13 protein-coding genes are annotated in these 13910 nt (G+C 68.2%); 12 read left to right on the top strand and 1 reads right to left on the bottom strand.

Translation table 11 applies throughout. From position 1 onward, the window contains the following. The 3 genes from O7601_RS23165 (at position 1) to O7601_RS23155 (ending at position 3339) form a co-directional block, all read left to right on the top strand. Positions 1-366 carry a hypothetical protein gene (locus tag O7601_RS23165; protein ID WP_281563192.1) on the top strand — a complete coding sequence of 122 codons (366 nt, stop codon included), beginning with the start codon at positions 1-3 and terminating at the stop codon, positions 364-366. A gap of 395 nt (positions 367-761) precedes the next feature. After that, a complete protein-coding gene (locus O7601_RS23160; protein ID WP_281563191.1) occupies positions 762-1268 on the top strand; it encodes a response regulator transcription factor in 507 nt (168 codons plus the stop codon). Between the two features lie 349 nt (positions 1269-1617). Further along, positions 1618-3339 (top strand): fatty acyl-AMP ligase, encoded by a 1722-nt coding sequence (locus tag O7601_RS23155; RefSeq protein WP_281563190.1) that lies wholly within the window; start codon positions 1618-1620, stop codon positions 3337-3339. A 34-nt stretch (positions 3340-3373) separates the two neighbouring features. On the opposite strand, the gene O7601_RS23150 is transcribed toward O7601_RS23155, so the two are convergent. After that, complete coding sequence (locus O7601_RS23150; RefSeq protein WP_281563189.1) at positions 3374-4318, bottom strand: alpha/beta hydrolase; 945 nt, start codon at positions 4316-4318, stop codon at positions 3374-3376. A gap of 760 nt (positions 4319-5078) precedes the next feature. Between O7601_RS23150 and O7601_RS23145 the strand changes: the two genes are divergently transcribed. From O7601_RS23145 to O7601_RS23105, 9 genes are all read left to right on the top strand, one after another. Next, positions 5079-6050, top strand: a complete 972-nt coding sequence (locus O7601_RS23145) for a hypothetical protein (RefSeq protein ID WP_281563188.1) — start codon at positions 5079-5081, stop codon at positions 6048-6050. Positions 6051-6091: 41 nt separating this feature from the next. Further along, on the top strand, positions 6092-6970 hold the full coding sequence (locus O7601_RS23140) for a diiron oxygenase (RefSeq protein WP_281563187.1): 879 nt from the start codon (positions 6092-6094) through the stop codon (positions 6968-6970). Next, complete coding sequence (locus O7601_RS23135; RefSeq protein ID WP_281563186.1) at positions 6967-7215, top strand: phosphopantetheine-binding protein; 249 nt, start codon at positions 6967-6969, stop codon at positions 7213-7215. The genes O7601_RS23140 and O7601_RS23135 overlap by 4 nt, the downstream gene beginning before the upstream one ends. Next, the gene (locus O7601_RS23130; protein WP_281563185.1) at positions 7212-8039 is read left to right on the top strand and encodes a hypothetical protein; all 828 of its coding nucleotides are present in this window, start codon (positions 7212-7214) and stop codon (positions 8037-8039) included. The genes O7601_RS23135 and O7601_RS23130 overlap by 4 nt, the downstream gene beginning before the upstream one ends. After that, positions 8039-9016 carry a nitronate monooxygenase gene (locus tag O7601_RS23125; protein ID WP_281563184.1) on the top strand — a complete coding sequence of 326 codons (978 nt, stop codon included), beginning with the start codon at positions 8039-8041 and terminating at the stop codon, positions 9014-9016. The genes O7601_RS23130 and O7601_RS23125 overlap by 1 nt, the downstream gene beginning before the upstream one ends. 43 nt (positions 9017-9059) lie before the next feature. Then, entirely contained in the window at positions 9060-9893 is an 834-nt protein-coding gene (locus tag O7601_RS23120; RefSeq protein WP_281563183.1) for an alpha/beta fold hydrolase, read from the top strand. Between the two features lie 102 nt (positions 9894-9995). Then, complete coding sequence (locus O7601_RS23115; protein WP_281563182.1) at positions 9996-10256, top strand: acyl carrier protein; 261 nt, start codon at positions 9996-9998, stop codon at positions 10254-10256. Continuing rightward, the gene (locus O7601_RS23110; protein ID WP_281563181.1) at positions 10253-12973 is read left to right on the top strand and encodes an aminotransferase class III-fold pyridoxal phosphate-dependent enzyme; all 2721 of its coding nucleotides are present in this window, start codon (positions 10253-10255) and stop codon (positions 12971-12973) included. The genes O7601_RS23115 and O7601_RS23110 overlap by 4 nt, the downstream gene beginning before the upstream one ends. Further along, positions 12970-13569 carry a GNAT family N-acetyltransferase gene (locus O7601_RS23105; protein WP_281563180.1) on the top strand — a complete coding sequence of 200 codons (600 nt, stop codon included), beginning with the start codon at positions 12970-12972 and terminating at the stop codon, positions 13567-13569. The genes O7601_RS23110 and O7601_RS23105 overlap by 4 nt, the downstream gene beginning before the upstream one ends. Positions 13570-13910: the final 341 nt, after the last annotated feature.

The following is a 13910-nucleotide window of genomic DNA, read 5'->3' as shown; positions in this document are numbered from 1 at the left end:
ATGGCTGACGCCTCCGACGTACGCCGGCTGGCTCTGGCGCTACCGTACGCCGTGGAGATCGACAGCGACGGCTTCGACTTCCGGGTCGCGGACAAAGGCTTCATCTGGTCCTACCCCGAGCGCCGGCCGGGAAAGCCGCGCGTCATCCGCACCGACATCGCCGTGTTGTACGTCGGCGACGAGGCCGAGAAGCAGGCGCTGCTCCTCGGTGAGCCGACACTGTTCTTCACCACCCCGGCCTACGACGGGCTTCCCCTGGTCATGGTGCGCCTGGCGGCGGTCGCCGTCGAGCGGCTCGACGAGCTGATCACCGACGCGTGGCGGATGCGCGCGCCGGACCATCTGGTGACCGGTCGCCTTCCCTGACGCGGACGCCGAGGAGGCGACGTGGCACGGCTGTCCGCCACCGCCTCGGGTCGGCGGTGCCGCGATCTTGAGGACCCCCTGGTCCGATCGGCAGAAGGCCGGACATCTATCGCGAATTTGACACTGTCATGCTTGTCGCAATCTTGATCCAGCGAATGTCCACAGTGGTAGCAAATTGCACGTCCGGCACTGTCAGATATCGACCTTCAGATTTTCGTACGCGTGTGACATTATGACGTCGAGGGTGCGCGCTGGGCCCCCAACGGCGCGGTCGGGGAACCGTCTGGAGGGAATAAGTGGCAATCGACGTGCTCGTGTCCGACGTTCTGCATCTGTCCCGTTTTGCGCTCACTGCCCTCTTGGGGCAGGAGGAGGAGTTCTGCGTCGTCGGATCGATGAGTAACTATTTGGACGCGTTGGATTTCGCCGAGCTGCATCGGCCCGACGTGGTGATCATCAGCTTTCAGCGCGAGGAGAGCGACGCGGTGGCGTTCGCCGAGAAGGTGGCAAGCGTCCCGGGTTGCCGAAGCATGTTGCTCGCGACCTCGTTCACCCGGCCGGTCGTGCGCCGGGCCTTCGCGGGAGAGATCGCGGGGCTGGTGCAGCGCGACGTCCCGCCCCGCCAGTTCTTCGACGCCATCCGTCGCGTCCACCTCGGCGAACGCGTCTTCGACGCGGAACTGACGGTGGCCGCTCTGGGCAACGGGGACTGCCCACTCACGCCCCGCGAGCTTTCGGTGCTCACCCACGTCTACCAGGGGGACACCGTTGGTGAGATCGCGGCTCGGCTGCGCCTCTCCGACGGCACGGTGCGTAACTATCTGTCGTCGGTCGTCGCGAAGCTCAACGCTCGCAACCGGATCGACGCGCTGCGGATCGCCCGGGAGTCGCACTGGATCTGAGTGAGTCGGGTGAGTCGCCCCGGTCCATTCAGCGCACCCGGTCGGATTTCTTTACGGAACCTTTCCTTGCACTGAAGGGCGGCTTTATGCTGGCGAAGCTCCGGTCTATGAGGTACCGCATCCGGATGCGTTTCTAATGCTCAGGGTGTGCATTTCTCAGTAGTGGCGCTGGTCCGGTGGATGGCCCCTGCGGCCGGTGCTAGCCTGCTGATCGAAGCGGTTCTCCGTTCAACCGACGGCACATGCGCGACCAACGCGTCCTCCGTCGTTCACTGGCTTCCTGGAGCGCCTCGCAGGTCATTCGTGGTGCTGACGGTTCGTGCATACGGCAGGGAGAGGAACCGGGGCAATGATTGATCTGTCGCTCACCGCGAGTGCCGCCACCGCGATCCGTGGGCACGCCCGGACGACACCGGAGCGCGCCGCGCTGATCGTCGTCGACGACATCGATCGTCCCGACGGTCACCGGCGCTGGTCGTTCGCTCAACTGGATGCCGAGGCAAGGAGGATCGGGGCGTGGCTTCAGGCGCGTCACCCGGCCGGCGACCGGGTGCTGCTGTTGTATCCCACCGGCTTCGACTTCGCTGCGGCGCTCGTGGGCTGTCTCTACGCCGGGATGGTCGCGGTGCCGGCACCGCTGCCGGGGCGTTATCCCCATGAGCGGTCGCGCGCCCGAGGGATCGCCGAGAACGCCGGGCCGTCGGCGGTGCTGACCGACACGGCCAACCGCTCCGCCGTCCTGACGTGGGCGCAGGCGGTCGGGTTGTCCGACCTGCCGCTGCTGGCCACCGACAGTCCCGCCGTACCGGAGGCGGAATCGTGGTCCCCCAGCGAACTGGACCACGACACACTCGCGATCATCCAGTACACCTCGGGCACCGTCGGCGAACCCCGGGGCGTGCCGGTCAGCCACGGCAACCTCCTGCACGACGTGGAGAACCAGCGCCGCGTGTACGGGCTGACCACCGAGACCAGACTCGGCGGCTGGGTCCCGCTGCACCACGCCATGGGACTCTTCGGTCACCTGCTGCCTGCCCTGCTGGTGGGGGGCGGCTGCGTACTGATGCACCCCGCCGCCTTCATCCGGCAGCCGCACCGCTGGCTACGCATGATCGACAAGTACGACATCCAGGTGTCCGCCGCCCCGGACTTCGCCTTCGAGATGTGTCGCGCCAGGGTCACCGACACCCAACTGAGCGGGCTGGACCTGTCCCGATGGCGTATCGGAGTCAACGGAGCGGAACGGGTGCACGCCGAGACGCTGGAGGCGTTCGCGAAGCGGTTCGCTCCGGCCGGGTTGCGCGACGACGTGGTGTGCCCCTGCTACGGCCTGTCCGAGGCGACGCTGCTCGTCTCGGCGGACCCGTTCCGGAAGGCCGTCGTGACCAGGGTCGACGAGCATGGGTTGGAGCGACACAGGTTCACTCCCACCGACGCGGGTCCGGGTGTGGTCAGCTGTGGCACACCGCGCCACGTCGAGGTGCTGATCGTCGACCCGACCACCGGTGCGGCGCTGCCCGCCGGGGCCATCGGCGAAATCTGGGTACGCGGTCCCAGCGTCTCCCGTGGCTACTGGCGCGACGAGGCCGCGACCGACCGGACGGTCACCGTCGACGGCTACGTCCGCACGGGGGATCTCGGCACCATGCACGAGGGTGAGCTGTACGTGACCGGGCGGACGGCCGAACTGCTCGTCGTGGATGGTCGCTGCCTCTACCCGCAGGAGATCGAGCGGGCGTTGCGGGCACAGATTCCCGGTCTGGGCATCATCGGTGCGGTCTTCACCGTGCCGCGCGACGAATCCAGGTCCGGCAACGCCCTGGTCGTGGTCTCCGAGATCAATGGGCGGCCGTCCGAGGAGCGGCTGCGTCACCTGGCCGACGAGATCACGCGTACGCTCAGCCGCGATTTCGGTGTCCGGCCCGACGGAATCGTCCTGCTGCGCCGGGGTGGCGTCCGGCGCGCGACGAGCGGCAAGGTCAAGCGTGCGGAGATGCGTCGGCTGTTCCTCGGGGACGGCCTGGACCCGGTCTACACCGACTGGCAGCCACTGGCGACCGCGACCTCGTGACCGCGTCCGGCCGTCCCAACAAGGTGGCGGCCGGTCATGGGGCGGGTCGGCGGGCGGAGGTGAGGACGGCGTCGATCTCCCGAATGACCTGCTGCGCGTTGGTCGCCGCGGCGGGCACGATGTCCTGGATCAGAAACGAGCCGTGCACCAGGCCCGGCCCGGGTACGTGCCGGGCGGGCACGCCGGCGGCGTGCAGGCTCTCGACCAGCAGTTCGCCCTCGCGTTGCAGCGGGTCGAACTCGGCCGTGGCGACGACCGTCGGTGGTAGACCGTGCAGGTCCGCGCGCAGCAGATCGACGCCGGGATCGTTCCGGTGCCGTGGATCGGGAAGGTACTGCTCGTAGCACCAGGCCAGGTCGTCGACGGACAGCAGGTACCCCTCGGTGTGCGCACCGGCGCCGGCGATCCGCAGGCTCGGGTCGACTGGCGGATACATCAGCAGCAGCGCGGCGATGCGCGGGCCGCCGTTGGCACGGGCGTCGAGGGCGACGCCGAGGGCGAGCTGGGCACCCGCGCTGTCGCCGGCGAGCACGTGGTCGCGGTCGGGGAACATCCGGCCGGTCCAGCGCGCGACCGAGATGGCGTCGTGCAGGGGTGTGGGGTACGGAAACTCCGGCGCTCTGCGGTAGTCGGCGGAGACGACAACCGCGCCCAGAGACGCCGCGAGCACCCGACAGGCCAGGTCGTGCGTGTCGAGGTCGCCGGTCACCCAGCCGCCGCCGTGCAGGTAAGTGATCACCCGGTCGGCGTCGGCACGCGGCGTGTACACCCTGGACCGGATCGGCGTGCCGTCCAAACTGTCGATCTTCTCGTCGACGACCACCGTTCGATCCGGACCGCCGTCCTGGCGCCGGGGACGAATGGCACTTGCCCGGTAGCGCTCGCGGGCCTGCTCGACCGGCATCGTACGGAGCGGGGGCGGCGCACCGTCGGCATGTTGCCAGGCGATGAGACTGCGCAGTATCCGATCCAACGGCATGTTGGCCCCTTCGATGGCTTGGTTGGGCGACCGTGACCCGCCGATCCGCGCCCGCCACGCTGCACCGTGACGACGCGCTGGGCGTCCGCTGTGCCGCACCATACGATACCGGCGCCGATTCGGAATACGACCATGAAGAATGCACACAGAGTGAGCTGTCGTGGAGATGCCAACAGTTCTGCGAGAGTCGGCAATCCGACGTGGCGAAGAGGTGCCGGCCCCGGGCGTCCGTGCAACCTGCAAAAATAAATATGCCACCCGTTGTGGGGCGTGGCTCGGGGCGGTTTCGGTGGTGATGTCGGCGGTACCCCGACCGGTGGCCCGACCTTCATTTAGTAGCCATATAACGTTTTGATTATGTGACCCTTGACACATGGTCGTCGGTGGCCCGATGTGGGTCGGGTGTCCGACACCAGAGGAAGGTGCCATGAGCTGCTCATACGTGGCCGTAGAGATGCCTTTCCGCTGGTCGCGGGAGTGTTTGCCGGTGAGGCCGTCGAAGGCGGCTGCCGCAGTTACGGAGGAATCGTCGCAATCGCGCGATGCGTGGGAAGCGCACAGTGGCATATGCAGAATTAACGGATTGCGTGACGTTGGACGAGTGGTAGCGTGCGTTGGTGTTCCGCGGGGTCAGGCAGGGCCCGGCTGAATGTAGCGAATCATACTGATGGCCCATTGTCGGGTGTTTCGTAATCCTGTGCGGTCGTGACCGGCGTTGACCCGGTTGCAGACCCGGTTGAAGCTGCCTGGGGGAGAGACCGTGCCACAGCAACAAGCGACTGAGTGTCCGCCGTGGGAAAAAGTCGCCGAATCGATCGAGTTCGTTCCCAAAGAGTTCTCGCGCAAGACGCAGCCGGAGTCGGTGGCCCGGGAGATGCTGCACTGCGACTCGGCCGACGTGGAGCGACTGGTCGATGCCGGTCTGCCGGTCGAGGAGCGGGACGGCGTACGTTACTTCGACCCCAACGACCTCTACAACCTCGGCATGTACTCGTACCGGTCGAACACTCAGCCGGAGCTGGCGTTCCGGATGCTGTTCCGGTTCGCGGGCCGGTCGCTCGACGACCTGCTGCGGCCGAAGACCTGGAGCTTCCGGGTCCGACTGGAGTGCCACGAGTGCTCGGGGGTGGCGCCGTGGCGGCTGGAGGGGCCCGACGTGGTCCGGTTCGGGGGCCAGCTGGAGGAGATCACGCCGCTCACGCCGAGCGAAGGGTCGGCGGAGTACGCCGCGACCGTCACCAACACCGGCGCGCGTACCCCGCTGGTTTCCCCGACCCTGCGCACGTTGACCCGCGACTACCTGCACGCCGGCTACCGCTGGCAGATGATCCCCGTGTCGATGCAGGCCGACTACGCGCTGGTGCACGAACTCGGGGTGACGAGCTGCATCGCGGCGAGCCTGCTGCTGGCCGAGCGGTTCCGCGCGGCGGGCTACCGCGCGGAGGCGAAGCGCGGCTGGTTCACCGGGGTGCTCGGCGGCGCACTCGACCTGCCGCACGCATGCGTCGAGGTGACGGACGACGACGGCGTGACCAAGACGGTCGACATCGCCAAGGCCCAGCTCGCGGCGCGATTGTCCGCCAACACCGAGCAGTTCCAGGAGCTGTGCCTCGGCTCGATCTACAACAAGGTCATCCCGTCGACCGCCGCCGGCAACGCGTCCTTCGGATACCACGAATGTGGGTCGGCACAGCCGGCGCTGCTGCGTGCCGACATCAGGTCGGCGCGGTGAACCTGACCTCTTGAACCACCTATCGGGGAGGACGACTGACAATGGCGGTACGAGAGATCGAACCGATCGAGCTGGAGCTGGACCGGCTCGAGCACATGGCCGAGTCCGGCTACTACAACCCGTACACGTTGTTCGACTGGCCGGACGCCATCGAGCCGGACATGCCGTGGATGAGCGAGAGCCTGACGACCCTCGCGGGCACGCCCATGTGGGACGAGCTCACCCGCGAGCAGCAGATCGCGTTGACCAAGTACGAGGCCATCAACTTCTTCAGCCTCAACATCCACGGCATCCGCGAGCTGATGAGCGAAGTGGTGATGCGCATCCACGAGCGGACCTACGCGAACGTCTCGGAGTTCCTGCACCACTTCATCGGTGAGGAAAACGAGCACATGTGGTTCTTCGCGCAGTTCTGCCTGCGTTATGGCGGCAAGCTGTACCCGGCCCAGCCGTCCCTGCAGGCCGACTCGGTGGAACACCTGTCGCAGGTGGCCCGCGAGCTGGTGGTGTTCGCCCGCATCCTCATCTTCGAGGAGATCGTGGACCACTACAACGCGTACATGGCCACCGACGAGTCGTTGCCGCACATCGCCCGCGAGATCAACCGCGTGCACCACCAGGACGAGAGCCGGCACGTGGCGTTCGGGCGGATGATCTTCACCAACCTGCTCGGTCAGGTGGCCAAGCGCGACCCGGCCGAAGTGCCGCTGGTCGCCGAGTACCTGGAGAACTACCTGCGGTACAGCATCGCCACGCTCTACAACCCGGCGGCCTACCGCGACGCCGGCATCCCGGACGCGTTGGCGCTGCGCCGCCGAGCACTGGAGCACCCGGCCCGACACGCCGCGCACGAGCGGATCCTCAAGCGGACGCGCAGCTTCCTGACGAAGGCCGGCGTGGGCAGGGAACTGGTCAAGTGAGGACCGAACCGATGCAGGCGGTGCGGGACTTCATCCTGGACCGCAATCCCAAACTCGACAAGCTGGACGACGACCTCGACCTGATCGACAGCCGGGCGATCAACTCGCTCGCCTTCGTCGAGTTCATCTTCCTGCTGGAGGAACTGACCGGCGAGTCGATCGACCCCGAGGACCTCGACCTCGACGACTTCCGCACCCTCAACGCGATCGGGGCGCGGTTTCTGAAGCAGAAGGCGGCGTCATGACTACCGTTACCGACAATGGCCTGCGGGTCCTCGACGGCGGCCAGCTGCGATTGCTGAGGGCGATCGACGCGGTGTTCCGGCGACTCGGAGACGGCTGGAGTGCCGAGGAGTTCCGGTTCCCGTTCCTGCTGCGCACCCGCGACCTGGACACCTTCGACTACTACGACAACTTCCCGCATCTCGGGTTGGCGGCCGCTCGGCTCGACCCGGAGCGGGTGGGCAGCCTGCTGGCTGGGGCGTCCCGGCCGTTGGAACAGGTGCCGGCCGACGTGCTGCGGCCCGCCGAGTTCGCCCTGCCCTCGGCCGCCTGCTACGCGATCTACCTGGACCTGGCCGGGTCGGTGCTGCCGGCAGACGGAGTCCTGCGGACCACGTTGGGCACCTGTTTCCGCAACGAGGAGCACTACGACGGCCTACAGCGGCTGCTCGGCTTCTCCATGCGGGAAATCGTCTTCATCGGCCAGGAGGAGGGTGCCAAGCAGCACCTCGGTCGGGCCAAGGACGCGGTGTTGGCGCTGTGCGCCGAGCTCGGCCTTGACGTCAAGCTCGAGGTGGCCACGGACCCGTTCTTCGACAAGAACAGCGGCAAGGCGAAGATGCAGCGGTTGTTCCCGGTGAAGGAGGAGTTCGTCGTCGACGGCCTGGCCATCGGCTCGGTCAACTACCACCGGAACTTCTTCGGCGAGCGGTGCGAGATCCAGGCCGGCGCCGATACCGCCCACACCAGTTGTCTGGCGTTCGGCGTCGAGCGGTGGGTGCACACGCTCACCGCGCGCTTCGGTGGTGTCGAGGCCGCGCTGTCCGCAGTGGAGAGCCTGGGCTGATGCGATCGAGCGTGGCGACGGTGCTCGGCACCGACGTGGCCCTGCTCCAGTCGGGCATGGGTGGCGTCGCGGGCACGGAGCTGGCGTGCGCGGTCTCCAACGCCGGAGCGGCCGGCTGCGTGGGCGGCTACAAGCTGATGGGTGAGGCACTGTCAGCGGTGCTGAGCCGGTTGGTCGCGGGCACGTCGCGACCGGTCGGAGTGAATCTCATCCCGGAGGTGGTCGGTCCCGACGACCTCGACCGCCAGGTGGCGCAGGTGCTCGCCGAGACTCCGCCGCACGTCTACGTGTCGCTGTTCGGCATGCCCGAGGAGACGGTGTTCGAGCGCGTCGCCGCCACCGGCCGGGCTCTCGTGGTCCAGGTCGGCACCGTGGACGATGGCGTACGGGTGGCGGAACGGGGCGCTGTCGTGGTGGCGCAGGGCATCGAGGCAGGCGGACACCTGCTCGGTGTGTCGCGCCGCGACGAGTTGGTCGCCCGGCTGCGCGACCGGGTGCCCACCGCCTGCGTGGTGGCAGCGGGTGGCATCGGGTCCCCGGCCGACGCCGAGCAGGCGATAGCCGCCGGAGCCGACGGCGTGCTGCTGGGGACGGCGTTCGTCGTGGCCCGGGAGTCCTGGGCCCATCCCCACTTCAAGACGGCGGTCTGCGCGGCGGACGGCGCCGACACCGTGATCACCGACGTCTACGAGATCGGGTGGCCGGGTCGGCGGCACCGGGTGCTGGCCACACCGGTGACCGAGGACCCGGGGCAACCGAAGAAGTTCATCGGCCGGACGAAGGTCGAGGACCGTTCGTACCTGGTGCCCCGCTTCAGCGCCGCGGTGCCCACCGTGGCGACCACCGGCCGCATCGAGGAGATGGCGATGTACTGCGGCCTGTCGTGCGAATCGGTCTCCGGCGAGACGTCGGCAGCCGATGTCGTCGCCGGGTTCGCCGGCGTACTTCCTGCTGCTGAACGTATTGAACTGGGATAAGGGGGATGCTGTGTCTGCTGGTGAGGTTCTCGAGCGTCTTGAGGTGGCGTACCGCGAGGACGCGGTGCGGGCCCGTGGGCGGGAGGGTGTCGAGCTGTACTACGAGTCGACAGGTGCCGGTCCGGTCGTCCTGACGCTCAACAACTTCTTCATGACCACTCCGACGTGGCGGGTGTTCACGGACGAGTTGTCGGTGGGCCATCGCGTGGTGAGCTACGACCTGTGCGGTCATGGCCGGTCGTCGCACCCGGAGAAGTACCCGACGTGGGACGAGCACGTCGAGGACGTCGTCGGGCTGCTGGATGCGCTGGAGATCGACCAGGCGTACCTGTTGTCGACCTCGATCTCCACGGTGTTGGCGCGGGATGTGGCCCTGAAGCACCCGGACCGGGTCAAGGGGATCGTGCTGGCCGGGCCGGCGCTCGGCCCCCGGGGAATGCGTCGTCATCGTCTGGTGCAGCGGGCGTGGCTGCTGACGCTGGAGCAGCACGGGATGGCGGCGCTGTACGCGCACCTGTACCCGGAGGTGTTCGGCGCGGAAATGATCGAAGAGTTGGGCACCCCGGGTTTCCTCGGACTGCGGGAGAGCTTCCTGGCTCTGTCGACGAAGGAGGATCTGGTCAACGGGTTGAAGCTGGCACTGACCGGCGAGACGAGCGCGGACGTGTTGGCTCAGATCGAGGCACCGACCCTGGTGGTCATTGGTGACGACGACGTGTTGCTGAGCCCTTCCGGGGCCAAGGAACTGGCCGAGAAGTTTCCCAACGGTCGCTACGAGATCATGCCGGGAGCGGGCCACCTGCCGTTCCTGGACGACACGGCGGGTTTCCAGGCGTTGGTCGCGAAGTTCATCGACGAGGTCGAAACCCGTGCCTGACCAGGTGACGGTCGGGAAGGCCCGGTCGAGGCGCGCTCGACCGACGAGGCGGCTGTCGAAGCGCCGGGCGGGACGGCGCTTTGCGTGAGGAGGGGGAGCGCAGTGGATCGCGAAGTTCTGGATGTGGTTGACGAACTGTTCCGTCGTCGGTTGCAGGTGCCGGAGTTGGATCCGGACACGCCACTGGCGGATTACGGCCTGGACTCCGTGCGGTCGATCGATCTGATCGTGGAGATGGAGTCCCTCTTCGAGGTGCAGATGTCCGATGGACAGGCGGCGTCTATGCACACACTGCGTGACGTCGTGGACCAGGTCACCGCGTCGATGACCGTACGGGTCGGAAACGGGATCGGCCAGCCGTGAGCACCGACCTCGATTTCGGTCGCTACGCCCGCCCGGAACTGGGCCGCCTGTTCCAGGCACTCAACCTCGACGTGGCGTACCGCCGCGGGCACGGCGACCACCTCACGCCGGAATCGGCGGACGGGGCCGAGACCGCCGACCAGGTCCTCGACCTGGTCGGCGGTGCGGGCTCCTCGCTGTTCGGGCACAACCATCCGGCGCTGGTCGCGGTGGCCCGACGGTGCCTCGACGAGCAGCTTCCCTTCAACGCGCAGGCCAGCATCCGCCCGGGGGCGGCAGTGCTGGCCGCGAAGCTGTCGGCGCTCGTGCGGGCCACCACCGGCGTGGACTACGTCGTGACGCTCGGGTCCACCGGTGCGGAGGCGGTGGAGGCCGCGGTCAAGCACGCCGTGGTCGAACGACGCAGGCGGCTCGGCGCGCTGCGGGAAGAGCTCGAACGGTCCCTGCGCCGGCTGCACCGCGACGGCATCGTCGACTCTCCGTGCGGCAGCGGGCCGGCGACCGGACGCCGCTGCGGCGAGGTGGTCGGTGAGGCGATCGAGAAGATCACCGAGCTGCTGCGGGCCGAGCCGGTGCTGGTCTCGCTGCGCGACGCGTTCCACGGCAAGACGACCGCCGCGGGCACCCTGACCCACGGCTCCAACGTGCCCGAGGACCTGCACGTGCCGGGACCCCGGCGGGTGCGGCTGTCCGACTGGACGCCCGAGGCGGTGGTGGCGGCGCTGGACGACCGGCTGGTCGAGGTCTGCACCGTCACCGTGGACGCGGACGGGGTGCCGCAGTCCCGGGCCCGCAACCTGTCAACGGTGGCGGCCTGTTTCGCCGAGCCGGTGCAGGGCGAGGCCGGGGTGCGGGAAGTTCCGACCGAGACCCTCGCCGCTCTGCGGAGGCTGGCCGACCGGCACGATGCCGCGCTGGTGTTCGATGAGATCCAGTGCGGCATGGGTCGTACCGGCACGTTCCTGGCGTCCGAGCCGTCCGGTGTGGTCGCCGACTACTATCTGTTGTCGAAGTCGCTCGGCGGTGGACTGACCAAGATCTCGGCGATGATGGTCGCCACCGACCGTTACGTCGCCGACTTCGGCCGACACCACACGTCCACCTTCGCCGAGGACGACTTCTCCGCGCTGATCGCCACGGCCGCGCTGGAGCTCTACGAGAGTCATCGCGACCGCATCGCCGCGACCGGCGCGGAGCTGCGGGACCGACTCGCCAAGGTGGCGGCGCGGTGGCCGGAGGCGGTCGTGGAGGTCCGCGGTCGGGGGCTGCTCATCGGCGTGGAGTTTCGTCTGCCGCAGCCCGAGTCGGCCCTGTTGCGCGCCGTCTTCGACGCCGAGTCGCTCGGTTTCCTGATCGCGGGTCGGTTACTGCGCGCACATCAGGTGCGGGTCATGCCGACCCTGTCCGCGCCCACGACCGTACGCGTGCAGCCGTCCGCTCTGCTCGAACCCGAGGACATCGAGCGGGCCGTCGCGGCCTTCGACGACGTGGCCGGCCTGCTCGCCAAGGGTGACTACGCGACGTTGCTGTCGCACCTGGCCGTGCCACCGACGGGAGCCTGGCGACCGCGTCAGCATGTGCCGTCGCCTCCCCGTGCCCGCCGGAAGCGCCGCGACGAGGACGTTCCGCACGTGGTGTTCCTCGCCAATCTCGACAACGCGTCCACGGTGCGCTCCCTGGCACCCGAACTGGCGGAGTGGTCGGACAGGCGGTGCGCGGCGGCCCTGGACCGGATGCGTGGCGAACTGAATCCGTTCGAGGTGGTCCGGCACCGGGTGACCTCAGCGACCGGGCGCGTGGCCGATGTCAGCGTGGTGGCGGTGCCGTTCACCGCCGCCCAGGCGGTCGACGCGCTGCGTGCGGGGCATCGGCCCTGGTTGTCCCGGACGGTACTGGACGCGGTGGAGTTGGGCGTCGCCCTCGGCGGCGACGTGGTCGGCCTGGGCGGCTACACCTCGATCGTCACCGGTGCCGGGCGGGACGTGATCGAGCACGAGGTACGCGTCACCTCCGGCAACTCGCTCACCGCGGCCTGCGCGTACGACCTGCTCCAACGCCACCTGAGCAGCAGCGGTTCCGGTACGCGTCGGGTCGGGCTGGTGGGCGGCATCGGCAACATCGGCGCGGTGATGGCCGACCTGGTCGCCCCGCACTGCGACTCGCTCGTCCTCGTCGGCCGACCCGGATCCGGGCGCAGGCTCGCCGCGGTCGCGAAACGGATGGCGCACCTGGTCGACGTCTCGGTCGCCGAGGACCTCGACGCGTTGCGTGACTGCCCGATCGTGGTGAGCGCCACGAACGCGGCCGACCCGGTCATCCTGCCGAGCCACCTGGCGGCCGACCGGGACGTTCTCGTCTGCGATCTCGCGGTGCCGGGCGACGCGCACCCGGCGGTGGCGGATCTGCCGAACGTCACCCTCGTGTCCGGTGGCCGGGTCCGGCTCCCCGATGGGCAGACACCACACTTCCCGGGCATCACGCTGCCGCCGGGCATCGTCTACTCGTGCCTGGCCGAGACCATTCTGCTCGGCCTGGAACCGGCCGCGGCGAGCCCGTCCTACGGCGGACTCTCGGTCGACGGTGTGCTGTCCGCCCTGGAACTGGCCGGTCGACACGGCTTCCATCCCACCCGGATCACTGCGGCGGACGTCTCGACGGCGCCGTGGATGGTGCGGCATCCCACCGGACTGACTACCCAACCGGAGGTTGGTATATGAGCGAGGTGACCGTACGACGGATCACGCCCGCTGAGATGGCCGAGGCGAGCCGGATAGTCGGCCTCGCGTTCGCCATCAACCCGAGCAACCTGGCGATCGCCGGCGGCAACCGCGACAAGGCCGCCCGGATCATGGAACACGCCGCCCGTACCCTCAAGCTCGGCAACACGGCCAGCCACGTGCTCGTCGCCGAGCGCGAGGGCGAGCTCGCCGGGGTACTCAAGGCCGCGGAGTGGCCGCACTGCCAGATGACCGTACGCGAGAAGATCAAATCGGTGCCGTCGCAGGTCCGCACGATGGGCTTCGGACTGCCGCGTGCCTTGAAGGTGGTGGGTGGTCGCGCCAAGCACGAACCCCACAAGCCCCACTGGCACATCGGACCGATCGCCGTCCACCCGAGCCAGCAGGGGTACGGGATCGGCTCGGCGCTGCTCACGGCCTTTCTCGCTGACGTGGACCGGCAGCAGGTGCCGGCGTTCCTTCAGGCGGATGTCGACCGCAACGTCGTGCTCTACGAGAGGTTCGGCTTCCGGGTGGTCAGCCAGGAGGCGATTCTCGGCATCAATACCTCTTTTATGTGGCGTGACGCCCGTTAGGTTGCATCCGGAATTTGTCAACATCTGTGAGCCGTCGGGAAGACAAACTGCTCCCCGGCGGTTCGCCGGTGTGGTCCGGTCTATTCTTGATTGCCCCGTGCGTGGAAAGCACACAACGGAGTATGCAGAATTAATATATTGCAGCATGTCGATCAGATGATAGCGTACGGTAGTGTTCCGCCGGTTTGGGGAAGGGGCGCAGTCCGCGCGATGCCACGAGATCAGCGCGGCTGTTGCGGCACCGGGTGACGTCGTGAAGACGGCATCCGGCGGGCGCTTCCCAGACTGGGATGCGCTCATTAAGTGCGTCGGCGGGACGTGACGCAGTCACCCGAATGCGC

It is taken from the genome of Verrucosispora sp. WMMD573 (genome assembly GCF_027497175.1).
Taxonomy (GTDB): domain Bacteria; phylum Actinomycetota; class Actinomycetes; order Mycobacteriales; family Micromonosporaceae; genus Micromonospora.
This window is presented reverse-complemented; position numbering and strand designations above follow the sequence as displayed.

What these genes read in the sequence shown, in the direction of transcription:
- O7601_RS23150 (WP_281563189.1), bottom strand. Translation starts at nt 4,318, where the DNA reads ATGCCGTTGGATCGGATACTGCGCAGTCTCATCGCCTGGCAACATGCC.
- O7601_RS23125 (WP_281563184.1), top strand. Translation starts at nt 8,039, where the DNA reads ATGCGATCGAGCGTGGCGACGGTGCTCGGCACCGACGTGGCCCTGCTC.
- O7601_RS23165 (WP_281563192.1), top strand. Translation starts at nt 1, where the DNA reads ATGGCTGACGCCTCCGACGTACGCCGGCTGGCTCTGGCGCTACCGTAC.
- O7601_RS23130 (WP_281563185.1), top strand. Translation starts at nt 7,212, where the DNA reads ATGACTACCGTTACCGACAATGGCCTGCGGGTCCTCGACGGCGGCCAG.
- O7601_RS23160 (WP_281563191.1), top strand. Translation starts at nt 762, where the DNA reads ATGAGTAACTATTTGGACGCGTTGGATTTCGCCGAGCTGCATCGGCCC.
- O7601_RS23155 (WP_281563190.1), top strand. Translation starts at nt 1,618, where the DNA reads ATGATTGATCTGTCGCTCACCGCGAGTGCCGCCACCGCGATCCGTGGG.
- O7601_RS23140 (WP_281563187.1), top strand. Translation starts at nt 6,092, where the DNA reads ATGGCGGTACGAGAGATCGAACCGATCGAGCTGGAGCTGGACCGGCTC.
- O7601_RS23105 (WP_281563180.1), top strand. Translation starts at nt 12,970, where the DNA reads ATGAGCGAGGTGACCGTACGACGGATCACGCCCGCTGAGATGGCCGAG.